General features: G+C 68.2%; 22 protein-coding genes. 12 read left to right on the top strand and 10 right to left on the bottom strand.

Going from position 1 to position 24964, the window contains the following annotated elements; all coding sequences use genetic code 11:
• Window positions 1-49: 49 nt before the first annotated feature.
• From LGN17_RS29285 to LGN17_RS29275, 3 genes are all read right to left on the bottom strand, one after another.
• On the bottom strand, window positions 50-970 hold the full coding sequence (locus LGN17_RS29285) for a bestrophin family protein (protein ID WP_226200550.1): 921 nt from the start codon (window positions 968-970) through the stop codon (window positions 50-52).
• A gap of 191 nt (window positions 971-1161) precedes the next feature.
• Window positions 1162-2169, bottom strand: coding sequence for a cytochrome d ubiquinol oxidase subunit II (gene cydB, locus LGN17_RS29280; protein WP_175952083.1), 1008 nt, complete (start codon window positions 2167-2169; stop codon window positions 1162-1164).
• 3 nt (window positions 2170-2172) lie between these two features.
• Window positions 2173-3573, bottom strand: a complete 1401-nt coding sequence (locus LGN17_RS29275; protein WP_226200548.1) for a cytochrome ubiquinol oxidase subunit I — start codon at window positions 3571-3573, stop codon at window positions 2173-2175.
• 430 nt (window positions 3574-4003) lie between these two features.
• Between LGN17_RS29275 and fdhD the strand changes: the two genes are divergently transcribed.
• The 5 genes from fdhD (at window position 4004) to moaD (ending at window position 8343) form a co-directional block, all read left to right on the top strand.
• Entirely contained in the window at window positions 4004-4873 is an 870-nt protein-coding gene (gene fdhD, locus LGN17_RS29270) for a formate dehydrogenase accessory sulfurtransferase FdhD (protein ID WP_226200546.1), read from the top strand.
• Entirely contained in the window at window positions 4870-6084 is a 1215-nt protein-coding gene (gene glp / locus LGN17_RS29265) for a gephyrin-like molybdotransferase Glp (RefSeq protein ID WP_226200544.1), read from the top strand. The genes fdhD and glp overlap by 4 nt, the downstream gene beginning before the upstream one ends.
• A 208-nt stretch (window positions 6085-6292) precedes the next feature.
• Window positions 6293-7417 (top strand): GTP 3',8-cyclase MoaA, encoded by a 1125-nt coding sequence (gene moaA, locus LGN17_RS29260; RefSeq protein ID WP_226200631.1) that lies wholly within the window; start codon window positions 6293-6295, stop codon window positions 7415-7417.
• A 46-nt stretch (window positions 7418-7463) separates the two neighbouring features.
• Entirely contained in the window at window positions 7464-8033 is a 570-nt protein-coding gene (locus LGN17_RS29255) for a molybdenum cofactor biosynthesis protein MoaE (RefSeq protein ID WP_226200542.1), read from the top strand.
• 52 nt (window positions 8034-8085) lie between these two features.
• Window positions 8086-8343, top strand: coding sequence for a molybdopterin converting factor subunit 1 (gene moaD / locus LGN17_RS29250; RefSeq protein ID WP_011349653.1), 258 nt, complete (start codon window positions 8086-8088; stop codon window positions 8341-8343).
• 224 nt (window positions 8344-8567) lie between these two features.
• Here the strand turns inward: moaD and LGN17_RS29245 are convergent, their stop codons facing one another.
• Window positions 8568-9992, bottom strand: coding sequence for a PLP-dependent aminotransferase family protein (locus LGN17_RS29245; RefSeq protein WP_226200540.1), 1425 nt, complete (start codon window positions 9990-9992; stop codon window positions 8568-8570).
• Window positions 9993-10544: 552 nt separating this feature from the next.
• Between LGN17_RS29245 and LGN17_RS29240 the strand changes: the two genes are divergently transcribed.
• Window positions 10545-12722, top strand: coding sequence for a DUF4132 domain-containing protein (locus LGN17_RS29240; protein WP_226200538.1), 2178 nt, complete (start codon window positions 10545-10547; stop codon window positions 12720-12722).
• A 10-nt stretch (window positions 12723-12732) separates the two neighbouring features.
• On the opposite strand, the gene LGN17_RS29235 is transcribed toward LGN17_RS29240, so the two are convergent.
• On the bottom strand, window positions 12733-14145 hold the full coding sequence (locus LGN17_RS29235; RefSeq protein ID WP_226200537.1) for a PLP-dependent aminotransferase family protein: 1413 nt from the start codon (window positions 14143-14145) through the stop codon (window positions 12733-12735).
• A 231-nt stretch (window positions 14146-14376) separates the two neighbouring features.
• Here LGN17_RS29235 and LGN17_RS29230 point away from each other — a divergent pair, with 231 nt between their 5' ends.
• Both LGN17_RS29230 and LGN17_RS29225 read left to right on the top strand, forming a co-directional pair.
• Window positions 14377-15606: an NAD(P)/FAD-dependent oxidoreductase gene (locus LGN17_RS29230; protein WP_226200535.1), complete on the top strand. Its 1230-nt coding sequence runs from the start codon at window positions 14377-14379 to the stop codon at window positions 15604-15606.
• 36 nt (window positions 15607-15642) lie between these two features.
• Window positions 15643-16794 carry a branched-chain amino acid ABC transporter substrate-binding protein gene (locus LGN17_RS29225; RefSeq protein ID WP_226200533.1) on the top strand — a complete coding sequence of 384 codons (1152 nt, stop codon included), beginning with the start codon at window positions 15643-15645 and terminating at the stop codon, window positions 16792-16794.
• A 30-nt stretch (window positions 16795-16824) separates the two neighbouring features.
• Here LGN17_RS29225 and LGN17_RS29220 read toward each other — a convergent pair whose 3' ends face one another.
• The 3 genes from LGN17_RS29220 to LGN17_RS29210 form a co-directional block, all read right to left on the bottom strand.
• A complete protein-coding gene (locus tag LGN17_RS29220; protein WP_226200532.1) occupies window positions 16825-17736 on the bottom strand; it encodes a hypothetical protein in 912 nt (303 codons plus the stop codon).
• 89 nt (window positions 17737-17825) lie between these two features.
• Window positions 17826-18149 carry a TfoX/Sxy family protein gene (locus tag LGN17_RS29215; RefSeq protein ID WP_226200530.1) on the bottom strand — a complete coding sequence of 108 codons (324 nt, stop codon included), beginning with the start codon at window positions 18147-18149 and terminating at the stop codon, window positions 17826-17828.
• Between the two features lie 380 nt (window positions 18150-18529).
• Window positions 18530-20263: a site-specific integrase gene (locus tag LGN17_RS29210; RefSeq protein WP_226200528.1), complete on the bottom strand. Its 1734-nt coding sequence runs from the start codon at window positions 20261-20263 to the stop codon at window positions 18530-18532.
• Window positions 20264-20564: 301 nt separating this feature from the next.
• On the opposite strand from LGN17_RS29210, the gene LGN17_RS29205 reads away from it, so the two are divergent.
• Window positions 20565-21749, top strand: a complete 1185-nt coding sequence (locus LGN17_RS29205) for a tetratricopeptide repeat protein (protein WP_226200526.1) — start codon at window positions 20565-20567, stop codon at window positions 21747-21749.
• Window positions 21750-21923: 174 nt separating this feature from the next.
• Here the strand turns inward: LGN17_RS29205 and LGN17_RS29200 are convergent, their stop codons facing one another.
• The gene (locus LGN17_RS29200) at window positions 21924-22115 is read right to left on the bottom strand and encodes a DUF2964 family protein (protein WP_226200524.1); all 192 of its coding nucleotides are present in this window, start codon (window positions 22113-22115) and stop codon (window positions 21924-21926) included.
• A 16-nt stretch (window positions 22116-22131) separates the two neighbouring features.
• Entirely contained in the window at window positions 22132-22611 is a 480-nt protein-coding gene (locus LGN17_RS29195; protein ID WP_226200523.1) for a universal stress protein, read from the bottom strand.
• Between the two features lie 78 nt (window positions 22612-22689).
• On the opposite strand from LGN17_RS29195, the gene LGN17_RS29190 reads away from it, so the two are divergent.
• The 3 genes from LGN17_RS29190 to LGN17_RS29180 all read left to right on the top strand — a co-directional run bounded on the left by LGN17_RS29190 (window position 22690) and on the right by LGN17_RS29180 (window position 24835).
• Window positions 22690-22911, top strand: coding sequence for a hypothetical protein (locus tag LGN17_RS29190; protein ID WP_226200521.1), 222 nt, complete (start codon window positions 22690-22692; stop codon window positions 22909-22911).
• Window positions 22908-23669: a 2-keto-4-pentenoate hydratase gene (locus LGN17_RS29185; RefSeq protein ID WP_175952070.1), complete on the top strand. Its 762-nt coding sequence runs from the start codon at window positions 22908-22910 to the stop codon at window positions 23667-23669. The genes LGN17_RS29190 and LGN17_RS29185 overlap by 4 nt, the downstream gene beginning before the upstream one ends.
• Window positions 23670-24190: 521 nt before the next feature.
• The gene (locus LGN17_RS29180; protein WP_226200520.1) at window positions 24191-24835 is read left to right on the top strand and encodes a GNAT family N-acetyltransferase; all 645 of its coding nucleotides are present in this window, start codon (window positions 24191-24193) and stop codon (window positions 24833-24835) included.
• Window positions 24836-24964 lie beyond the last annotated feature (129 nt).

The following is a 24964-nucleotide window of genomic DNA, read 5'->3' as shown; positions in this document are numbered from 1 at the left end:
ATTCTAGCGCCCGACGCGAGCCACGCCTTCCGCGCCTGCGCGCCCCCGCTTACGTGATCTGGTACGTCGACGCCGGCACGAATTCCTCCGGCAGCGGGCGATCGCCCAGTTCGAGCACCGACCGCTCGATCGTGCGCGTCATCGCATCGAGCGCCAGCGCGTTCGGCGCGAGGCCGAACGGCTCGGCCACTTCGCTCGCGATCGCCTCGAGCGCGATCAGCGTGTACGAGATGAATACGCAGATCAGCGGCGTGAAGAACTCCGTCGAATCGACGAGGCCGAACGGCAGCAGCACGCAGTACGCATACACGGTGCGATGCAGCAGCACGCTGTATGAGAACGGAATCGGCGTCGACAGGATGCGTTCGCAACCGCCGATCGATTTGCCGACCTCGTCGAGCTGCGTCTCGAACATCCAGCAGGTCGCGTCGCTGCCGGGCGCGCGGCCCAGCATGCGGACGATGCCGCCGCGCAGCTCGTCGAGGATCGCGACGGGCTTGAAGCATTTGCCGCCAAGCTCGGCCGTGCGTTGCGCACCGAGAATGCGCTGCAGGTCCGCGGTCGGATCGGTATGACGAAGCTGATGCTTCAGCGCATAGGTGAGCGCGATCAGCAGGTCGGCCAGCCGGTGGCGCTCGGCGTCGCTCACGCTGTCCGGCAGGTAGCGATTCAGTTGCGACGTCAGCGCGCGCGCCGCGATCAGCAGGCTGCCCCAAAGATGCCGCGCCTCCTTGAAGCGCTCGAAGCTCGCGTTGTTACGAAACCCGAGAAAGATCGCGAGCGCGAGCCCGAACAGCGTGAACGGCGCGGTGTTGAGCGGGATCTTCTCGCCGAAGATGCGCCCGTTCGTGAAGACCGCCAGCGTGCTGACGATCGCCATGAACACGAGCTGCGGAATGATCGATTGCAGCACGGAGCCGTTCCAGACGAACAGCATCCTGAGCCAGTTTTGTTGTGGTCGGACGATCATGGTGTTTTCTCGACTGCCAGGGGATGCATCGAACGGCGCGCCGGCGCCCGATGTGCAACGGCCCGCGCGTGGCGGGCCGCTGTCGGGCGCATGCCGGGCACGGGTGCCGCGCTGCGCCGCGCGGGATGATACGCCCGCGCCCGCTGCACCCGCTGCGCCCGTCACATCATGCGGCGTTCAGCGATAGCCGCTCAGTGATAGCCGATATCGCCCTCGCGCACCTTGCCGCGGAACACGCGGTACTGCATCGCGTTGTACACGAGGATGATCGGCAGCACGATCACGGTGCCGACGAGCGCGAACAGCTGGCTCGAATGGCTCGACGACGCATCCCAGATCGACAGCGACGGCGGCACGATGTTCGGCCAGATGCTGATCACGAGCCCCGTGTAGCCGAGGAACACGAGCGCGAGCGTCAACAGGAACGGCGTGGCCTCGTGCTCGCGTTTCACCGTGTGGAAGATGCCCCACACGCACGCGAGGACAAGGACCGGCACCGGCAGGAACCAGCCGAGGTCGCCGCTGCCGAACCAGCGATGCGCGACGGCCGGCAGCCCGATCACGGTCCACAGGCTGACCACGCCCATCACGGCGAGCAGCACGCCCGCGAGCGGTTTCATCAGCAGCCGCATCTTGCGCTGCAGTTCGCCGTCGACCTTCAGGATCAGCCAGCCGCAGCCGAGCGTCGCATACGTGACGAGCACGCCGATCCCGCACAGCAGGCTGAACGGCGACAGCCAGTCGAACGGCCCGCCCGCGAACTGGTGGTTCTCGATCTTGATGCCTTGCAGCAGCGAACCGAGCACGATCCCCTGGCAGAACGCGGCGAGCGCCGAGCCGCCGATGAACGCGAGATCCCACATGTGTTGCGTGCGCGTGGCCTTCGCGCGCAGCTCGAACGCCGCGCCCCGGAAGATCAGCCCGACCAGCATCAGCACCAGCGGCAGGTAGTTCGCCGGCAGCAGCGTCGAATACACGACCGGGAATGCGCCGTAGAGCCCCGCGCCGCCGAGCACCAGGAACGTCTCGTTGCCGTCCCACACCGGCGCGACGGTGTCGAGCATCACCTGGCGCTCGGCCTTCGCGTCGAAGAACGGAAACAGCAGGCCGATACCGAGATCGAAGCCGTCCAGCATCACGTAGATGAATACACCGAGGCCGATGATCGCGGCCCACACGACAGGAAGATCGATTTGCATGGCTTACTCCGCTTCGGTGACGTTCAGCGGCGTGGACAGCGCGCTCTTGCGCAGCCCCGGATGCCGGTGCAGCTCGATATACCCGGCCTGCGCGGCCGGCCCGCGCTTCATCAGTTTCATCATGTAATAGATACCCGTTCCGAACACCAGGAAATACACGACCACGAAGATCAGCAGCGACACGCCAACCTGCTGCGCGCTGAGCGGCGCCACCGAATCGACGGTGCGCAGCACGCCGTACACGGTCCATGGCTGCCGCCCGACCTCGGTGGTGATCCAGCCGGCCAGCAGCGCGAGGATGCCCGACGGCCCCATCGCCACCACGAACCACTGGAACCAGCGCGTTTCATACAGGCGCCCGCCCTTTCTCAGCAGCAGCCCGAGCAGCGCGGTGAGCAGCATCAGCATCCCGAGGCCCGCCATGATCCGGAACGTCCAGAACACGATCGGCGAATACGGGCGGTCCTGCGGCGGGAATTCCTTCAGGCCGCGAATCTCGCCGTCCCAGCTGTGCGTGAGGATCAGGCTGCCGAGGTGCGGCACCTGGATCGCATAGCGCGTGGTTTCGGCCTGCATGTCGGGCAACCCGACGAGGTTCAGCGCGGTGCCGCCCTTCTCGGTTTCCCACAGCCCTTCGATCGCCGCGATCTTCGCCGGCTGGTATTCGCGCGTGTTCAGCCCGTGCGCATCGCCGACGACGATCTGGATCGGCGCGAGCACCAGCAGCATCCACAGCGCCATCGAGAAGCTGCGCTTCACCGGCTCGTCGCGACGGCCCTTGAGCAGGTGCCACGCGCCGCACGCGGCGACGATGAAGCCCGCGACGATGAACGCCGCGATCGTCATGTGCACGAGCCGGTACGGGAACGACGGGTTGAAGACGACCTTGAACCAGTCGACCGGCACGACGAGGCCGTTCTCGATCTTGTAGCCCTGCGGCGTCTGCATGAAGCTGTTCGACGCGAGGATCCAGAATGTCGAGATCAGCGTGCCGACCGCGACCATCAGCGTCGCGAAGAAGTGGGCGCGCGGGCTCACACGTTGCCAGCCGAACAGCATCACGCCGAGGAAGCCGGCTTCGAGGAAGAACGCCGTCAACACTTCATAGGTGAGCAGCGGGCCCGTGATGTTGCCCGCGACGCGCGAGAAGCCGGCCCAGTTGGTGCCGAACTCGTACGCCATCACGACGCCGGAGACCACGCCCATCCCGAAGCCGATCGCGAAGATCTTCGACCAGAACTGGAACATGGATTTGTAGGCGGCATCGCCGGTGACGAGGTAGCGCCATTCCAGCACTGCCAGGAAGCTCGCCATGCCGATGCTGATCGCGGGAAACACGATGTGGAACGACACCGTGAACGCGAATTGCAAGCGGGCGAGATGGAACGCATCGAAGATTTCCATGACCGTAATTTGCTCGTGGTTGTGAGGACGTACGCTCGAAGCAGGAAATCGCGCGACGGCTTGGCGACAACACATGCGAACACCAACGGTCACTCGCATGGCATCGAAGCGTGAATGACGATATCGCGTTTGCAACGATACTCGCAATCGTTCGAGCGTGCGTCGAAACTGTGCTGCTTGCGCTGCCGAAGATGTGTGTACGGAAAACACATTTCGTGCCTGCGGGACGGTCAGCTGTACTGCTTTCCGCGTGGCGGCGCTGTATATCCGGCGTGCCAGTCATCCCCGCTAACATCCGCTGCAACGCCTGCCCACGGCCACGCCGAGCCCCTCGGCCACGCCCGCCCGGCAGCATCGAATCCCCTGGTCCGGCGCACGCGCCCGACCCGGCCGGGCCGGGCCGCCGGCCGATCCGCCTGGAGAAAACCGCATGGAGTCCTGCATCCGCCGCGACGATCCGACCGGCAGCACCGCGTGTCATGTGACACGTCACCGTGCCGGCGACGCACGCGACACCGTCGACCGTGTCGTCGACGAAACGCCGGTTGCATTGGTGTTCAACGGAATTGCGCACACGGTCATGATGGCGACCCCGATCGACCTCGACGTGTTCGGCCTCGGCTTCGCGCTGAGCGAAGGCATCGTCGAACGCGCGTCGGACGTGTTCGACATCGAAAGCGAATGCCGGGCCGGCAGCGCCGAAGTGCGGCTTACCATATCGCAGCAGGCGTTCATGGCGATGAAGGCGCACCGGCGCGCGCTGGCCGGCCGCACCGGCTGCGGCGTATGCGGGATCGAAAGCATCGCGCAGCTCGACCTGCACCCGCCGCGCATCGCCGCCGCCGGCACGGCCGCCGGGATCGGCGCGGCATCGATCGCGCGCGCCGCGCGCACGTTGCCGGCCCATCAGACGCTGATGCGCGAGACGGGCGGCATCCATGCGGCCGCCTGGTGCGACCGCGACGGCGACGTGCTCGACGTGTTCGAGGACGTCGGCCGCCACAACGCGCTCGACAAGCTGATCGGCCGGCTCGCGCGGCGTCGTGCGAACATTCACGACGGCTTCGTGTTCCTGTCGAGCCGCGCAAGCTACGAACTGGTGCGCAAGGCCGCGCGGGTCGGCATCCCGATGATCGCGACGATCTCGGCGCCGACGTCGCTCGCCATCGACGTCGCCCGCGAAGCCGGCGTGCGCCTGCTCGGCTTCTGCCGCAACGACGGCTTCGTCGAATACGTGTCGCCCGACATCGCTCCCCTCTCTCTTCCCGACCAACCGGCGCATCCGGCGCTTTCCCGATGAAACCCCTGACCGATTTCGATACCGCGCAGCAGCGTTTCGCGAGCGCGTTCGCGCCGCTCGCGTCCACCACGTCCATCCCGGTCGCGCAAGCCGCCGGCCACGTGCTGGCCGCGCCGCTCACCGCCGTGCTCGACCAGCCGCCGGCCGACCAGAGTGCGATGGACGGCTACGCCGTACGTCACGCGGATCTCGCGCCAGGCGAACCGCTGCACATCGCGCAGCGCTGCTATGCGGGCGACACGCCGGCGCCGCTGGCCCCGCGCACGGCCGCGCGGATCTTCACCGGCAGCGTGATACCGCCGGGCGCGGACACTGTCGTGATGCAGGAGCACGCACGCGAGCAGGACGGTTGGGTCGCATTCGACGCGCCGCAGCGCAGCGGCTCGCACATCCGCCGCCGCGGCGAGGAAGTGCGCGCCGGCGACCTGCTCGTGCCGGCCGGCGTGCGCCTGGGCGCGATGCATGTCGGCGTCGCCGCCGCGCAGGGATTCACGCGCGTCGACGTGCGCCCCGCGCTGCGTGTCGGCATCCTCACGACCGGCGACGAGCTCGTCGCGTGCGGGCAGCCGCGGGCGCCGCAACAGGTTTACAACAGTAACGCGCCGATGCTCGCCGCGCTGGTCTCGGGAACCGGCGCCGATGTCGCGATGAGCCTGCATGCGGCCGATACCGCGGCCGCCATCGATCGCGCGCTGCGCGATCTGCACGCGGGGTGCGACCTGGTGATCTGCGTCGGCGGCGCATCGGTCGGCGACAAGGATCTGCTGCGCCCCTCGCTGGACGCGCTCGGCGCATCGTTCATCGTCGCCGGCGTGCGCATGAAGCCGGGCAAGCCGGTTGCACTCGCACGGCTCGACACGCGGCCGGTGGTGCTGCTGCCCGGCAATCCGGGCGCCGCGATGACGGCGTTCGCGCTGTTCGTCGCGCCGCTGATCCGCCGCCTGCAGGGGCGCGATACACGCGTACCGGTCGTGCCGTCGCTGCCGATCGACGCCGACTTCGAACCGGATGCGCAGCGCGAACGCTTCATGCGCGTGCACTGCACCGTCGGCCTCGACGGCACGCCCGCCCTCGATACGCTGCGCCAGCAAGGCGCCGGCACGCTGCAGTCGCTTGTGCAGGCGAGCGGGCTGGCGCGGTTGCCGGCCGGGCAGCGCATCGCGTGCGGCGACGCCGTACCGTATTACGATTTCGCGCACTGGCTCGCATGAGTGCGACACCGGACATTCGCCCGATCCGCGCACTTCGCCGCGCGGGCCACGCAGGCCGCCCGGCGAACTGTATTCCTGCAATTCGGGCGCGATTGTGTCCCTGCCGGAAAAACCCGGCGGACTATCCTCACGAAGAGGCTCGTCACGCGCCGTGCGCCTGCCCATCCGCACACGCACGGCCGACCGGCGACGCCCCACCGCTTACTTCCTGCAGGCCGACGAACCGATCGTGAATGCCATCGCTTCCGCCGCACCGGCCGCTGCCGCACTTTTCGGCGGCGCATCGCCCGGCGCTTTCCCCCGCACGTCCGACACGCTCGGCCGCCCGCTGCGCGACCTGCGCCTGTCCGTGATCGATCGATGCAATTTCCGCTGCGGCTACTGCATGCCACGCGAAAGCTTCGGCGCCGACTATGCATTCATGCCGTCGTCCGAGCGGCTGTCGTTCGCGCAACTGGAAAAGATCGCCCGCGCGTTCACGTCGCTCGGCGTCGAAAAGATCCGCATCACGGGCGGCGAGCCGCTGCTGCGCCGCAACCTCGAAGCGCTGATCGAACGCCTCGCCGTGCTGACGACCGTCGATGGCAAGCCCGTCGAAATCGCGCTGACGACCAACGGCTCGCTGCTGGCCGCGAAGGCGCGCACGCTGCGCGACGCGGGCCTGTCGCGCGTGACGGTCAGCCTCGATGCGCTCGACGATGCGGTGTTCCGCCGGATGAGCGACGCCGACGTGCCCGTGTCGCGCGTGCTGGCCGGTATCGAGGCCGCGCAGGCGGCCGGGCTCGCGCCGGTCAAGGTCAACGCGGTGATCGAGCGCGGCGCGAACGACGACCAGATCCTGCCGCTCGTGCGGCACTTCCGGCAGTCGGGCGTGGCCGTGCGTTTCATCGAATACATGGATGTCGGCGGCGCGAGCTTCTGGTCCGGCGACAAGGTCGTGCCGGCCGCGCGCATGCGCGAGCTGATCGACGAACACTATCCGCTCGTGCTCGTCGGAGAACCGGGGCACGACGCGACCGCGATCCGTTGCGCGCACATCGACGGTGCGGGCGAAGTCGGCTTCATCGCAAGCGTGTCGCATCCGTTCTGCGGCACCTGCTCGCGCGCCCGCGTGTCGGCCGACGGACAGCTCTACACGTGCCTGTTCGCGACGCAAGGCGCCGATCTGCGGCCCTGGCTCGACGACGCGGCGTCGATCGCCGACCTCGCCGTCGCCGTGCGCGACCGCTGGACGCACCGCGACGACCGCTACTCCGAGCGCCGGGCCGCGCGGCCGGCCCGTGCGCCAGGCAAGACCTATCCGACCGTGCGCATGTCGCTGGTCGGCGGCTGAGGGGCCGCCAAGCGACACCGGACGCCCCGCTTACAGGAGAACCGTCATGACGACCTTCACCGAATCCCGCGCCGGGCAGCCGGACGATCCGTTGCACGCCGGCAGCCTCGCTCCCGACGGCGCGACCGACCCGCACCCCGAGCCGCCACCGTCGATTGCCGCCGGCTTTGAAGTGCGCGTGCAGTACGCGTCGATCGATGCCGGTGCCGAGCTCGCGCCGATCGTTCGCAATCCGAATGTCGGCGCGGTCGTGAATTTCCTCGGCGTCGTGCGCAACGAAGGCGACGTCGACGACGTGATCGCGCTCGAGGTCGAGCACTATCCGACGATGACCGAACAGGCGCTGTGGAGCATCGTCGAGGAAGCCAGCGCACGCTGGCGGCTCGAAGCGATCAAGATCGTGCATCGGGTCGGCCGCATTCCGCTCGGCCAGGCGGTCGTGCTGGTCGTGGTGGCCGCCGCGCATCGAGGGTCCGCGTTCGATGCGTGCGAATTCCTGATGGACTTCCTGAAGACCCACGCACCGTTCTGGAAGAAGGAGATCCGCCACGACGGCGTATCCGGCTGGGTCGAGGCGAAAGCGCACGACGACCAGGCGATGCGGCGCTGGGGCTGAGCGGGCGCTCCACGCCCTTTCCGATTCCGCCGATTCCTTTCAAGACATCGCGATGAAACTGACGATCAAATACTTTGCAAGCATTCGCGAACAACTCGATCTCGACGAGGAAATCGTCGAGATCGATGCGCGCGAACTCACCGTCGACGCGCTGCGCGACACGCTGGCCGCACGCGACGCGCGCAGCGCGGAAGCGCTGCGGACGGACCGGCCCGTGCGCGCGGCCGTCAATCTCGAGATGGTGACGGGGGGATTCGTCGTGCGGGAGGATAGCGAGGTGGCGTTTTTTCCGCCGGTGACGGGCGGCTGACATCACGATGTGCCGGAGTGAACCCGGCATGACATCGATCGCCCGTTGCGATTCGCACGCGCTGACGTCGCTTATCGGCCGCGCGCGGCCGGCATCGCGGCCCGGCTCGACAGATTCGCGCGGCGCGATGAGCGGGTAACGCGACGGCGGCCCCCTGCCGTCAGGAAAAAAGCCGGCACAAGGCCGGCTTCGTCGTCGAAACGCAAGATGCCGCTCCCGCCTGCTCACCGCATGCACGCGGAGGCCAGCTTGCCGACCGTGATCACCGCCTGCTCGATCTCCGGCGACCACGGGCTGCTGTAGTTCAGCCGGATGAAATTCCGGTAGCTGTCCGTGATCGAGAACATGTAGCCGGGCCCGATCGTGATCCCCTGCTCCAGCGCGAGCTGGTACAGCCGCATTGCATCGACCTGCGCGGGCAGTTCGACCCACAGCACGTACCCGCCGGCCGGACTCGAGATGCGCGTGCCTTCCGGGAAGAACCGCGACACCATCGCGCGCATCAGGTTCGCCTGCTGCGCATACGCCTTGCGGATCCGCCTCAGGTGATGCTCGTAGCCGTCGCGTTCGAGAAACTCCGCGATCGCGAGCTGCGGCAGCGACGGCGTCGCGAGCGTGTTCAGGAATTTCAGCTTCTCGACCTGGTCACGATACCGCCCCGGCAGTGCCCAGCCGATCCGGTACGCAGCCGTCAGGCTCTTCGAGAACGACGAACAATGCAGCACGATCCCGCTGCGGTCGTAGGACTTCAGCGAGCTCGGATGCGCGTCGCCGAAATACAGTTCGTTGTACACGCCATTTTCGATCAGCGGCATCCCGGCCTTCGCGGCGAACTCGACCAGCTCGCGCTTGCGCTCGTCCGGCATCTGGAAGCCGAGCGGGTTCTGGAAGTTCGGCATCACCATGCAGGCCGCGATCGGCTGCGACTTCGCAATCGCGGCCAGCGCCGCGATGTCGATCCCGTATTCCGGATGCGTCGCCACCTCGATCGCCTTCATCCCCATCCGCTCGATCGCGTGCAGCATCGCGTAGAACGTCGGCGATTCCACCGCGATCGTGTCGCCCGGCTTCGCGACGGCCTGCAGGCACAGGTTGATCGCCTCCGTCGCGCCGACCGTCACGATGATCTCGTTCGGGTCCACCGACATCCCGTTTTCCAGGTAGCGTCGCGCGATCTGCCGGATCAGCCGCGGATGCCCCGGCGGCAACCCGTCCGTCACGCCCCACAGCGACTTGTCGCGGCCGGCCGCATATGCGTAGCGGTTCAGCTTCTCGAACGGGAACAGGCTCGGGTCCGGATACGGCGAGCCGAGCGGCACCGCGTCGTCGGCGCCGATCGAGCGCAGCGTCGACAGCACCAGCCGGCTCACGTCGACAGACGACGAGATCGCGATCGGCTTCGACGGCCGCAGCTCGCGCACCGGCGCATGGTTGTCGTCGCGCCGCAGGTTCACGAAATAGCCCGACTGCGGCCGGCTTTCGAGCAACCCGCGGCTTTCCAGCAGCAGATACGCGTGCAGCACGGTCGTGATGCTGATCCGGTGCTGCTGGCTCGCCTGCCGCACCGACGGAATCCGGTCGCCGTGCCGGTACACGCCCTGGCGGATCAGGCGCTCGATGTCGTCCGCGAGTTTTTCATAGAGCTTCATCGCGCGCCTCCCGCCGGCCTGCGCCGCCGTGCCGCCCTGCCGCGCGCGTCCGGCACGCACGTGTCTTGCCCGCCGACCGGGCCGTCGTGATTCCTGATCTTTCCCTCCGGTTTTGCCTTTTCCATCGCACTGGCTCGCTCTTGAAGATGCGCCAACAGGGTTCCGGTACAACGGGATCTGCGGCACTGTGCACTTGATGATGGAATCTTAAGAGCAGAACAGTTGACGGCGAGTACACACATCGACCACGCGGACAAGAGTACAGTTCGGCGCGAATCGCGTATCGCGAGAAAACTGTACGTCTTATGAAATGGCCGGACGGACGGAAGCCTTGCGCGGCGTGGCCGGATCGGCCCGGAACGCCCGCCGCACGGCCTTTCGCCCGGCTGCATCAATTGGGGTGCAATACTGTGCGTCCGCACGGTTTTCACTGCCGGAGTCAGACCATGCAGTACACGATCGAACAGGCATCCGCCGTCGGCGGCATGATCCGCACCGCCTGGAAAGTACAGAAACGGCGCCAGAACGACACGTCCGCCATGGAGACCGCGGATGACTGATCGCGCCCTCGTCGACCAGCTCGTCGCGCGGCTGACCGGCCGCACCGACCACCCGCACTTCACCGGCACGCCGATCGACCTGTCGACACTCGACGCGCACGGGCTCGGCGCAGTCTGGCCCGCATTGCGTCGGGTCGAGCACGAGATCCTGGTGCGCGACCAGGCGTTCGACGATCCGCGCGCCCAATTCGCGCGCTGGCTGCACGATCAAATCGATGCGCTCGGACTCGTGCCGCTCGTCGACGCCGATGCCGCGCTCGAACTGTTCCGCGACATCCCGGCCGGCGAGTGGAAACGCGCGCTGGAGGCGTTACCCTGCCTCGACACCATGCCGTCGCCGGCGCTGCAAGCCGAACTCGCGCGCATTGCGGGCGAACCGGAGGAAGGCGACGTGCGCTCGGGATCCAGCACGTATGGCGTGTATGCGCTCGACCGGTTCGCCGGCCGCCGCGACTTCTCGGCGCGACGCGACGCGTATGCCCAAGCGCTGGCGGATTCGCCGTTTCGCGTGCGCGAACTCGACGTGCTGCCCGAACTCGGGCCGGCCGCGCTGCTCGCGCTGGCCGCGACGAACGACGGCTACTTCGCGCCGAAGCGGCTGTGGCTCGACCTCAGCGATCCCGCTGTCACGCTCGCGGAAGACGCCGCGTATGTCGCGTTCGCGCGCGACGCACTGACCGAGGCCGCGCGGCAAGTCGCGGCGCTCCATGCGGGTGCCGTGCCCTACGAGGCCGATCGCGCGTTCACGACCGACGACGCGCAGGTCGTCGCGCGCGCCGCGCGCGTGGCCGCCTATCGCGACGAAGCGTGGCTGCGCCCGCTGATCGGGCCGTTGCTGACCGGCGTGTGCGTCGCGCCGACGGCCGCGAAGACCGCGCCGTCGCAGTCGCTTGCGATCGCGCTCGGCCACGCGATCGAGACGATCCCGACACCCGAGAGCGTGCGTGCGCTACGCGATGCGCTCGCCATCGTGCGTCATGCCGGCGTGCAGAAGAAACTCGCGCGCAACCTGAAGCCGGCCGAACGCGCGCTCGGCGAGCGGCCGCACACCGCGCTGCGCATGACGCTCGACGCGAAGCCCGACAAGAAGCAGCTTGCGATGCTCGCCACGTGCATGGAAGCCGGCTTCTGGCAGTCGATGACGCTCGGCCATGCCGAATGGCGCGAGCGCCTCGTCGATGCGCCAGCCGGCGCGGCGTTCGCCACACGCATGATCTGGCACGCGCGCGGCCCCGATGGGTCGACGCATTCGTTCATGCCGGACATCGCTAAAGGCAAGGTCGTGCTGCGCGACGTGGCCGGACACGCGATCGACCTCGCCGACGACAGCGACATCAGGCTATGGCACCCGTTGCTGGCCGACGCGGACGAGCGGATCGCGTGGCAACGCGCGATCGTCGGCCGCACGCTGCGGCAACCGGTCAGGCAGGCCTTCCGCGAATACTACGTGCCGGCCGACGGCGACGCGGCGGGCAACGAGTCCGCGATGTTCGAAGGCCACGTGCTGTCGAGCCGGCCGCTGATTGGCGTCGCGCGCCGCGAAGGCTGGTCGATCCGGGCATACGACGACGGGCTCGTCCGCGAATTCGGCGACGTGCGCGCGACCTTCTTCGTCGATGCGCGACTCTATCCGGGCTCGGAAAGCCACGGCACGTCGCGCCGGCTGCACTTCGAACGCCGGCACGACCGGCGCTGGGTGCCGCTGCCGATCGGCGAGATCGATCGTGTCGTGTTCTCGGAAGTGGCGCGTGCCGTCGACCTGCTCGTGAGCGTCGCCGCATTCGCGCTCGACGACGACGCGACGCGCGCGGCCGCCGCCGCACTCACGGTCGACCCGGTGCGCCAGCGCGAACGCGAAGCGCAACGCTGGCAGCGCCTGAACCGGTTGTCGGAGATGCCGCTGGGCACGATGGCGCGGCATCGCCGGCACGTGCTGTCGCTCGTGTTCGCCGAGCCGGTGGCGCAAGGGAAGATGACGATCGACGAACGCCATGTGCGCGTCGGCGCGTGGTCGGTGCATTGCGCGACCGGGCGCGTGATGCGCGACGGCGAACCTGTCGAACCCGCGATCGAGCCGCCGCCGTCGCCGCTGCGCGCGGTGCCGTGGCTACCTTACGACGAAGCGCTGCTGCAGCGGATCGTCGATGTGGTCGCGGGGTTGCTCGACTGAACGCCCGCCGTCAGATCGAACCGAACAGCGCGCGCGGCCGGTCCTTCAACGTGCCGGCGAGAATCCGCAGGCCATTGACGAGTTCGTCGCGCGTGGCCGGGCACGCGAGGTTGATGCGCACGCCGTGCTCGATTTCCGCGCGATCGACCGCGAACGTCGACGACGGCATCACGATCACGCCGCGCGCCTTCGCATTCGCGGCGAAGTCGTCGGCCCGCCACGGCGGCGGCAGGCGCAGCCACACGAACATGCAGGCCGGATCGGATTTCAGCTGCCCGGCCGGCAGCAGCTCCCGCGCGAGATCGACGCGCGCGCGGATCTCCGCGAGTTGCGCGCCCATGATCCGCTCGGCGGTGCCGTTCTCGATCCACACCGTCGCGATCAGCATCGACGTGGGGGCCGGCATCCATGCCGTCGTGCGCACCGCCTCCGCGCACAGCGCGACGCTGTCGCGCGGACAGCTCAGGTAGCCGAGGCGCAGCCCCGGCGCGAGGATCTTCGACGTCGCGCCGATATGGAACGTCAGCTCCGGGCACAGCCCCGCGATCGCCGGCAGCCGGTCGCGCACGAGCGGGCCGTATACATCGTCCTCGATGATCGTTACGTGATGACGCCGCGCGATGTCGACGAGCGCCATCCGGCGAGCCAGGCTCATCGTCGTCACGGTCGGGTTCTGCAGGTTCGGCACGACGAAGATCGCCTTGACCGGCATGCGCTCGCAGATCCGCTCGATCTCGTCGGGCAGCAGGCCGTCGTCATCGGAAGGCGCGCTGACGATCTCGAACTGAAACACCGGCGCGAGCGCCTTGAGCCCGTAATACGTGAGGCGATCGGCGACGATCACGCCGTCGGTGCCGATCAGGCTGTTCAGCACCGCATACAGCCCGTGCTGCGCACCGCTCGTGACGACCACCTGATCGCTCGACGGCGCGAAGCCGGGCGCGGCAAGCCACCGCGCGCCGGCCGCGCGTGCCCAGTCGGGCCCCTGCGGCGGCTGGTATTCCTGCAGCGCGGCAAAACGCGGATCGTTCGGCAGCGTGGCGAACGTCTGCGCGAGGCTCGCGAGAAATTCGCCGGTTGCCGGACGGTTCACGGTCAGGTCGATCACGCCGTTGCCCGCCGCGAGCGACGCGCGGGCCGGCGCGATGCTCGGCATTGCGCCGCCGGTGACGAGCGAGCCGCGGCGCTTGCTGCCGATCACGAGGCCGCGCAGTTGCAGTTCCTTGTACGCGCGGGACACGGTCGACACGTTGATCCCGAGCTCGGTCGCGAGCTGGCGCTGCGGCGGCAGGCGGCTGCCCGGCGGATACGTGCCGTTGCGGATTTCCGCCTCGATCGAGCTCGATACCTCGACGTAAGTCGGCCGCTTCGCCGCTGCCGGCAGGCTGCCATCCCGCTCGCCGGAAAGTTTGTCTGATGCCATTTGTCGCCCGTGACCACACAAAAAGCGTTTGTCTGCCATTTTGACCTGCCCAGCGATTGTATCCGACATCCCCTCCCCGTCAAACGTCAGTTCAAATATCCGTTGAATCAATAAGTTGAAATCGGGTAAACACCAGCACCACACAATCTGATTTTGATTGCACACAAAAAATTGCTGTGTGATTCTTTATCTCAACTTTGTGTGACTCATGTGGACCGGAGGAGATGCGTCATGGCGAACGTCGCCATCGTGGGTGCAGGCTTCATCGGGCTCGGCGCGGCGGCATGGCTGCAGCGCGACGGGCATCGCGTGACGCTGTTCGATCCGGCCGGCGTCGGCCAGGGCGCGTCGTTCGGCAATGCGGCGACGTTCGCGCCGTATGGCTGCGTGCCGGTGAACGGCCCGTCGGTATTCCGCAACATCCCCCATTTCCTGTTCGCCGCCGACAGCCCGCTGCGCATCCGCTGGCCGTACCTGCTGCACGGCGCGCCGTGGCTCGCGCGGTTCCTGCTCGCATCGACGCCGGCGCGGCACGAACGGAGCGCGCGTGCGCTAGCCGCGCTGCTGTCCCATGCCGCCGACGGTTATGCACCGCTCCTCGAAACGCCGCGGCTCGCGGCGTTCGTGCGGCCGCGCGAATGCCTGTACCTGTACGCGCGGCAGGCGTCGTTCGACGCCGCGCAGCCGTCGCTCGCGCTGCGGCGCCGGCTCGGCGTGCCGTTCGAGACGCTCAACGCCAGCGCAATCCGCCAGCTCGAACCCGCACTCGCGCCGATCTTCACGCGCGGTGTGCTGTTCGTCGGAAGCTGGCATTTCTCCGATCCGTGCGGCTTTCTCGGCGAACTGTTCGCGCACCTCGCCGCCGGCGGCGCGACGCTCGAACGCGCGCGGGTCGACCGGATCGAGCCCGCCGGCGATAGCGTGAACCTGCATGCGGGCGGCGCCGCGCGCGCGTTCGATCACGTCGTGATTGCCGCCGGCGCACGCTCGCGCGCCTTCGCGGCCGCGTGCGGCGACGCGGTGCCGCTCGATACCGAGCGCGGCTATCACGTGCAGTTCGGCGCGCATGAACCGGCCGTCACGCGGCCGGTCGGCTGGGCCGAGCGCGGCTTCTACATGACGCCGCTCGACGAAGGGCTGCGCGCGGCCGGCACCGTCGAACTCGGCGGCTTCGACGCGCCGATGAATCCGTCGCTCGTCGCACTGCTCACGCGTTCCGCACGCGAAGCCGTGCCGTCGCTCGGCACCCCGACGCGCAACTGGCTCGGCTTCCGGCCGACGCTGCCGGACGGCGTGCCCGTGATTGGCCGCGCGCGGCGCAGCGCGCGCGTGATCCATGCATTCGGCCATCAGCATCTCGGCGTGACGCTCGCCGGCATCACCGGGCAAATCGTCGCCGACCTCGTCGCCCAGCGCGCACCGCCGCTGGACCTCACGCCGTACCGGGCCGCGCGATTCTGACGCGCGCCGCGACTTCCACCCCTGCAAGGAGGCATCATGAATCGTCGTAACTGGCTGGCATGGCTGGCGCTCTGTTCGATCGGCACGGTCGCCGCACCCGCGCACGCCGCGGATCCGGAAACCATCAGGATCGGCTTCGCCGGCCCGCTGACGGGGCCCGTCGCGCGCGTCGGCAAGGATCTGCAATACGGTGCGCAACTCGCGCTCGACGAAGAGAACGCGAAACATCCGACCGTGGGCGGCAAGCCCGTGCGCTTCGTGCTCGACGTGCAGGACGACCAGGCCGATCCGCGCATCGCGATCCAGGTCGCGCAGAAGCTCGTCGACGACGGCGTGATCGGCGTGGTCGGCCACTACAACTCGGGCTGCAGCATTCCCGCGTCGGCCGTCTACCGGCAGGCGAACGTCGCGATGATCACGCCGGGCTCGACCAATCCGCAGCTGACGATGCAGGGCTTCAAGAACGTGTTCCGCACGATGGGGCACGACGGCGTCGGCGGCGTGGTGGCCGGCCGCTTCGCGGTCGAGCAGTTGAAGGCGAAGCGAATCGGCATCATCGACGATCGCACCGCGTTCGGGCAGGGGCTCGCGGACGCGTTCGAGAAAGGCGTGAAGGACGCGCACGGCAGCGTCGTCGATCGCGAATACACGAACGACAAGGCCGTCGATTTCCGCGGCATCCTGACGACGATGAAGAGCAACAACATCGACCTGCTGTTCTTCGGCGGGCTCGACGAACAGGGGGCGATGCTCGTCAAGCAGATGCGCTCGCTCGGCATCCGCGCACAGCTGTTCGGCGCCGGCGCATTGAAGAGCAACGCATTCCTGACGATTGCCGGCAGCTCGGGCGAAGGCACGCAGGATCTCGAACCGGGGCCGGCGCTCGACAAGCTGCCGTCGGCCGTCGCGTTCGCGCAGCGCTACAAGGCGCGCTTCAACCAGGACGTCGAGCTGTATGCGCCGTTCGCGTACGACGCGGCGCTCGCGATGATCGCGGCCGTTCACAAGGCCGATTCGACCGATCGCGGCAAGATCGTCGCGAGCCTGCCCGGCGTATCGGTCACCGGCGTGACCGGGAAGATCTCGTTCGACGCGCGCGGCGACCTGATCAAGCCGCCGTACACGCTGTTCCGCGTCGAACAGGGGCAGTGGCGCAGCATCCGCACGGTCGGCGGCGCGTCGAACTGATCGACGCCGAGCAGCCGGCAGCAGGCGGCGTCACCGCGCCGCCTGCTGCCGCTGCACCTCCTGCGCTTTCATCTGCATATACGCGCCGCGCTCGACCTCGTGCAGTTGCTGCGGATACTGCTCGGTCGCGTCGAACCAGCGCGCGAGGCGCTGGTCGAGCGGCTTGTCGAGCGTCGCGAGATAGGTATCGATCGCGAGGTAGTAGCGCATCGTGTTGCGCTCCAGCAGCCCGCGCACGCCGCCGATGTACTGCGGCTGCGCGGCCGATCCGCCACCGATGTTCGTAAAGCCGACCTTGTCGCTGCCGACGGTCGCGAGGTAGGTCTTCATCGCCATGCGCCCGACCGTGCCGAAGCCATACGAATACGTGAGATGCAGGAACGTGCGCGAACCGCCGACCGGCACGGCTTCCAGCGCGATCCGGTAATCCTTCGTGCCCATCGGGCCGCTGTCGGCGGTCAGGTCGACCTGGAAATAGTCGGGCGTCGCGGCCGCCACGCGATAGCGGAACTGCACGCGATAGGTGTCCGACAGCTTCTGCTGGATCTTGCGGCCGAGGTTCACGTCGAGCACCGGGCCGTTGCTGCCGGTCGACGCATGGCAATACTTCGTGTTCAGGTGCAGGATCAGCACCGCGCACCAGTTCGCGGGGCCCTGCGCGGGATCGTCGAGCTGGCCGCTCACGACCGCGTATGGATAGTCGACCACCGCGTAGATGTCGCCCTTCAGCGACGACGACGCTTCCGCCGATTCGAGGACCAGCGGCCGGTGGAACGCGTTGTCCTTCAGTTGCGCGCCGAGGCTGCGGTAACGCTCGAGCAGCGTCGCCGCATCGTCCGCGCCGAACGACTGCGCGCTCCAGCCGACACATAAGGCCGCGACAAGCGCGTGCCAGGCGCGGCGAGCAAGCCGCGTGCCGCGCGGATCTCCGGATGTCTTCATTCTTGTGCTCCCGCCTGGCGCGTGAGGGTCGCGCACATGTTTCACAGAATACGCCTGGCCGCAGCGCAACATGGCACGCGAGCGGGCCGTTATCGACTCCGCTTCACCGGCACCGGCAACTGCGCGGCGGTGATCCGGATCAGTGCCGACAGCCATTCTCGATCGTCCCAGCGCTCGCCGCCGATCACGAGGTGCGGCTTCGCGCCCGGATACGGCGAACCCTCTTCGCACGTGCCGAGAAACGCGCGGCCTTCGGCCGTCGGCTTGATGAACAGCCGATCGTCGCAGACGAGCGCGACCATCTTGCCGTCGCAATAGATGCCGTACTCGCCGAACATCTTGCGCGCCGATACCGTGCCGGCCGCCGCCATCTGCTCGACGATGAAATCAACCGTGCCTTGGCTCGATGCCATCCGCTGCTCCTTTCAAAAAGTTTATGACTGTCGTGTGCGGCGGACCGTTCCGCACGATGGGTGAATCCCGCGGCGGTGCAGTGCGGCATTCATTCGTCGGCGGAACGCGGATTCACGCGCGGGCGGCAAGGCTTGCCGGCCCATGGCGCCCTGCGCTCTGCGCCGTGACAGTTGCATGACGGTGCAACCTCCAGTCCGCGCTGAAAACTGCGCTGCTTGTTTTCCGTCCGGCCGAAACCGCACGCATTCGCCAGCGCCGCACCACGGCCGCTCCACTTTCGAGCGTGGCGCGGAAACGCGGGTGGCAGAGGCAGAACACGCGCCGACAGCAGACATGCCCCGCACGCGACCGCAGCAGCCGCCCGACCGGAACGATGCCGTTACTTGTCCGCCGCAAACGCGCTCGACATCTGCCTCGCCCGCTTCACGTCGTCCCCGTGCAGATAAATCGACGTCGTCGAGATCGATGCATGTCGCAAGTTGTCGCGCACGGTCGTCAATTCGGCGCCGCGCGCCAGCGCATGCGTCGCGTGCGTATGACGCATCCAGTGCGGGCTTGCCTGCCGCAACTTCTGCGCGAGTGCGGGGTTGTCGGCATCGACCTGATCGGCCGTCTGCGCGAAGAAACGCTGCATCACCTTCCACAGCCGCACGCTCGTGATCGCGGCCGCGCCGTCTTCCGCGAGGCTCGGGATCAGCGGCGTGTCGGGCCGCCAGCGTGACGGCGTGACCGGCAGCCGGCGTGCGACCAGGAAACGGTCGAGCGCCGTGCGCGCGAGCGGCGGCAGCGCGACGCGTGCGGCCTTGCTGCCCTTGCCGATCACCTTCAGCCACGCGTCGCCGTGCGCATCGGTCTCGATGTCGCCGAGCGTCGCACCGACCAGTTCGCTGGCACGCAACCCGGTCGCATAGCCGAAATCGAGAATGAAGCGCAGCCGTTGCGCGGCGGCCGGCGTCCAGCCCGACTGCGGCGCGGCCGTCGTGCCCTTGCGGAACTCGAGCCCGTCGGCGATCGTGCGCACGAGCAGCCACTCGCCTTCGGTGAACGCATGCGACGTGTCGAGTGCGTTCGCGCCGCGCGTGTCGCGCACCTTGACGCCCGCGAACGGATTCGCGAGCAGGTAGCGCTGCTCGATCAGCCAGCGGAACAGCGCGCCGAGCACCGACAGCGTGTACGCGGCCGAGCGGGCGGACAGCGCGCCCGAGAACGGCCGCCAGTCCGGCGCACCGCGCGGCCGCACGGGCCCGACCCAGCGTTCGTGCGGCGTCGGGCGCCGCACGAACGCGCGATACGCGAGCGCATCCTCGGTCGTCAGCGACGACAGCGCGCGGCCGCGCTCGACGATCGCCCACAGGATCAGCCGCTCGGCCTCCTTCCGGTATGCACGCCGCGTCGCGGCCGATTCGTGCAGCGACAGCCACGCGTGCACGGCCGCGTAGTCGTTGTCCGCATCGAGCGTGCTGGTCGCGCGCGGCGCGCGGAACGTGCCGGCCGAACCGTCGACCTCGTGCGGCAGCTTCAGGTGCTCCCACGGCACGATGCTGCCGCGCGGCGTCGCCGCGATCAGCGCGCGCGCCCGTTCGGTCAGTTCCGGATGCGCGGCGAAAAACGCCTCGATGTGCCGCGCGCTCGCCACGCCGAGGCCCGCGATCGCGCGCCACCACTGGCGCCGGCGCGGAATCCGCACCGTCAGATCGGCGAGCGTCGCGATCCCGTGCGCACGCAGCGCGACGACCGCGCGCGCGGGCAGCCACAGGCCGACATCGTCGCTGATCTGCGGGACCGGTGTGTGCGCGTGACGCAGCTGGCCGATCGCTTCCGCGGCAGCCTTCGCCTCCTGCAAACGCTCACCGTCGGCATGACCGAGCCGCTCCGCGAGATCGGGCCGGCCAACCTGCCGCGCGACGCGCACGAGGCGGCGCCGGATGCCGCCGATCACGCCGCGCGCCGACCGTCCTTCGCCAAGCCGATCGGGCAGATAGCGCTCGACGGCCTGGCGCACGGTCATGCCCGCGTACCACGCGCGCAGCGCGGCAAGTTCGTCGGCGTCGGGAAAGCCTGCGGGCGCAGGCGCGGAATCGGAGGAAGGCGGTGAGATGAGACGCGGTTTCATAGGCGCCAGTTTGACAGAAGCGCGCGCGGCCGCAAACGTCGCGCGTGGCGCGCCGGGCAGGATACGCGTGCACGAGCGAGACGCTCGACACGGCCTGTTATGCTGCGCACTGCATTCGCGCGTCATCCGTCCGCCGCTTCCTCGCATCACGTGGCAGCGGGCGCGATCCGCATTGATTTGCGCTGGACGTTCCGGCCATCCGTATCGGTATCCGCAGCGGGATATCGAAGGTCGCGCGGTTCGTTCAGTGCATTTCCGGCCGTCGGTCAATCACACCTTTACCAACAAGAACCGCCATTTCATGACATCCCGCCTGCTTGCCGCGCTCGTTGCCGCGGCCTTGAGCTGCACCGCCCTGCCCGCCGCCTTCGCACGCACCTACGTCGCGCCGACGGCGTCGCTCGGAACAGGGGCCTACGTTCACCAGTTCGTGTTGCGCGACCCCGTCACGCGCGAGCCGCTGCCGAATGCGCGCTACCGGCTGTTCCTGCCCGGTCAGGTCATCGCGGGGCTGCCCGTCAAGCCGGAGCAGCATGACAGCGTGATCTTCGGCACGACCGACGCGGCCGGGCGCACCGTCCGGGTCCGGCTGCCGAAACGGCATCCGGAGAAGCAATGGGTGTTCAACCCGATCGTCGGCGACGGCGATCTGGGCGAATCGTTCCGGCTGGTCGACCCGGGCGGCACGGCGCCGCTCGGCCATTTCCCGTACGTGCTGGACGTGGAGAACGAATATCTGGCGTGCGGCTATTCGGATGCGAACGGCTACACCTACTACGCGCAAACCCACACGCCGCGCAGCGTCAATCTTTACACCGGCATGCTGGCCGGGTCGGCCGACGCCGACTGGTGCGCGGGCCCGGGCCTGACCATCGCGAACAGCGCGAACACGCCGGGCGCGCCTGACCTGTACACGCAATACCTCGGCAGCCTGGTCGCCAACGGCGACCGGATCAGCAGCGAATTGCGGCAGCAGATCGTCGCCAAGCTGCTGTCGCTCGCGATCGCCGAACGCGACGAGGGCCGCGTGGCCGCCGCGCTCGATTTAGACAGGATTCCCGACGATCACCTGAACGACATCGGCTACCAGCTCGCCGACGCCGGCATCGCGGTCGAGCGCGGGCTCGCGATGATCGACGCGCATCTCGCGCAATCGCCGAACGATGCGTATGCGCTCGACAGCAAGGGCTGGGCGCTGTATCGGCTCGGCCGCTACGACGAAGCGCTCACGTGGTTCAACCGCTCCATCGCGATCTTCGCGAAGGACGGCGACACGGACGAGGACGCGAGCGAAGCCTATGCGACCGGTCTGACGCACAAGGGCGAAGTGCTGTGGAAACTGGGTCGCCGGGATGAAGCGCGCGAAGCGTTCGCGCAGGCGCGGAAGGTTCAGCCGAAGAACGGGGAGCTGGCGGAGACGTTGAAGCGGCTGAACGTGCAGGCGAGCCCGGACAGCGCGACGCCGCCCGGTACGAGCGGCACGTAACGGCACGCGCCGCGGGTCGTGATCGTCGGGACAACGCCGGTCACGGCTGGCATGGATCGTCGCGGGACAGCATGTAGACGTTCCCGGACGCGTTCACCCTCGCGTGACGGTTGGCGGCAAAGCGCTGCTTCGTGCCTACGCGCATTCGTTCAAGGAGCGATGCAACGCAACGCGTCACTCCTCGCCTTTCGCGCCCGGATTGAGCATCACGACAAAGCCGGCCACGCCGACGATCAGCGCGATCGCGCCGCCGCGCAGCGCCGTCGTGTTGTCGAACAGCAGCCCCGACACGACGGCCATCATCCCCGCGAGCGACACGAACACGGCGATCGCCGCGACGACGATCCGGGACTGGCGGCGTATCATCGCGCGCGCCCGGCCGTTAAGCGGCGGCAGCCGTAGCCGCGAGGTCGTCATCGTCGCCGCGAATCAGCAGCACCGGGCACGTCGAGCCGCGCACGAAGCGCTCGGCCACGCTGCCGAGCAGCACGCGCCGGATACCGCGCCGCCCGTGCGTGCCGACCACCGCGAGATCGATCCCGCCTTCCTTCACGTAGCGCTGCAGGCGTTCCGCGATGTCCTCGCCGATGCTCTCGGTCTCGACGAGTTCGGCCTCGCCCTTCGCGCCGGCCAGCGCGATGACCTGTTCGGCTTCGCGCAACACCTTGCGCCCGTCGTCGCGCAGTTCCTCGACAAGCGCGTGCGGGTCGAGACGGCCCGCGTAGTTAAAGAGCACCGACATGTCGACGACGTACACGGCACTGACGTGCGTGTCGCCTGCCAGCGCGACCTTCACTGCCTCGGCCAGCGCCTGTTTCGACGAAGCGCTGCCGTCGACGGCCACCATGATCTTCTTGTACATGCGAACCTCACTGGGGTGAATGGCCGCGCGTCCGATCGCACACGGCCTGTCACCATCATCGGCGGATGGCCGGCTCGAATGTTGACGGCGATCAAGGTCGAGCGGGAGCCGCACGTGCGGCAAAGCGACGCGACGGGCAGCCAATACATGTCGCTCGCGGCAAGGTCGCAAACCCGGCTGACCAAGCGCCCGAAACAGCCGGATCGAGCGCTCATCGTGCCGAAAGCGCTATCATCGAATGTGCGACTTTCGTCCGGCCCTTATTTGCCGACCCACTTTCAACTCGCTCAACCGACATGACAACGACTACCGAACGCGTGGACGGCGCCGCCCAGCATCTCGTCGCCGCCCGCCATGCCGGCTCGCCCGGCCCGCTGCTGCCCGATGCGCTGCGCCCCGAGAACGTCGAGACCGCCCTCGCGATCCAGCAGCGCGTGGCCGACCTGCTCGGCGAACCCGTCGGCGGCTGGAAATGTGCGCTGCCGCCGCCCGACCGCGTGATCCTCGCGCCGATTTTCGCGTCGACGATCCGCGAGGCCGATGCGCCGTACCGCGTCGTCGGCGGGCCGATCGTGCGGATCGAACCGGAGATCGCGTTCGTGCTCGATCGCGACCTGCCCGCGCGCGGCGAGCCGTACGGCGAACAGGACGTGCGCGACGCGATCCGCGAAGTGCGCATCGTGCTCGAAGTGCTCGGCTGCCGCTATGCGGAGCCCACGCGCGCGTCGAAGTTCGAACTGCTGGCCGACGGGCAATTCAACCAGGGGCTGTGCGTCGGCCCGGTCGTGCCCGACGGGCTGAACGTGCCGCTCGAGACGCTGGCGCTGTCGTTCGAGGGCGCGCTGAACCGCGCGATCGACGGCCGCCATCCGGATGGCGATCCGCTGAAACCGCTGGTGTGGCTCGTCAATTTCCTCGCCTCGCGCGGCGACGCCGTGCGCGCCGGGCAGATCGTGACGACCGGTTCGTACGCGGGCGCGATCGACGTGCCGCTCGGCGATGCGCTGACGGTGCGGTTCGGCGAACTCGGCAGCCTGTCGGTGACGTTGACGGCGTGATGCGCGGGGCACGCGGGCACGGCTGAGCGGGCTGGGCGGGCTGGGCGGGCTGGTCGTTGCCCGTTGCCCGTTGCCCGTTGCCCGTTGCCCGTTGCCCGTTGCCCGTTGCCCGTTGCCCGCAGGGTGACGGCAGCACCCGTCGCGTGGCTCACTTTGTGGCCGGTGTCAGGTGCTTCGCTACCCACGCTTCCGTGACGGCAGCGTCCTCGCGGCCACGCCCGCGACGACGCATCCGAGTCCCACCCACGCCGATGCCGACAGCGATTCGCCGAGCAGCGCCATGAACGTGTAGGACGCGCCCCATAACGTCGAGAGCGCGAGGAGCAGGAGCCGATCCGCGACGGCGGGCGGGCTGCGGCGCATGACGGGCTGCTGCATGGCGGGGAGGCACGTTCGCGGTTCATGACGGAGTCGGAATCGGCCCGTTCTGCACGGGCCGCATAAGCAGATAATGTCAGTGACCTGGCGCGCACGCTTCAGCGTGACGCGAAATGTGGATTGCCGGTTGATCGGCCGGGTCGATGCCGATGCCGATGCCGGACGATCGTTCGTCTGCCCTTGTACGACATGACCTTCAGGACAAACCGCGGCAACGGACACCGAGGGCTTCAATGGATGAAACGACAGGCGCGATCAAGCGCGCCGCCAGCTACCGCGCAGCAGGCGAGCAAGACATCGACGCGCTCGTCGAACTGGTCAATGCGGCGTACCGACCGACGACGGCTGCCGCCGGATGGACCCATGAATCCGCATTGATCGACGGCCCGCGAATAACGCCGTCACAGCTCGCCGCGACGCTGCGGGCACCGGACGCCGTCCTGCTCGTCGCCGAGATCGACGGCGGCGTCGCCGGCTGCATCGAAGTCAGGAAAGACGGAGACGCGGCCTATATCGGCACCTTGGCCGTCGCACCGTCGATGCAGGATCGCGGGCTCGGAAAGGCGTTGCTCAACGAAGCCGAGCAATTCGCCGTTCGCCGCTGGAAGCTCGGAACGGCCGTGATGGTCGTCCTGTCGGCCCGCCACGAACTGATCGACTTCTACTTGCGCCGCGGCTATATGCGAACGGGCGAGCGGACGGGCTACCCGTTCGACGCCGGCGTCGGCCGGCCGCGAGACGAAACCCTGACCATCGAAACGTTGACCAGGAACATCGCTCGCGACTGATGCCGCGTGCCCCGCCACCAAGCCCCTTCGCAACGACACACCCCGCATCCCGCCCGTCCCGGCGTGATAACGTTGCACATCATCGCGCGCGCAAGCCCGAACCTCAGGCATGTGCGCCGCTTCCACGCC

The sequence above is a fragment of the Burkholderia sp. AU30280 genome (assembly GCF_020420125.1).
Classification (GTDB): Bacteria; Pseudomonadota; Gammaproteobacteria; order Burkholderiales; family Burkholderiaceae; genus Burkholderia.
This window is presented reverse-complemented; position numbering and strand designations above follow the sequence as displayed.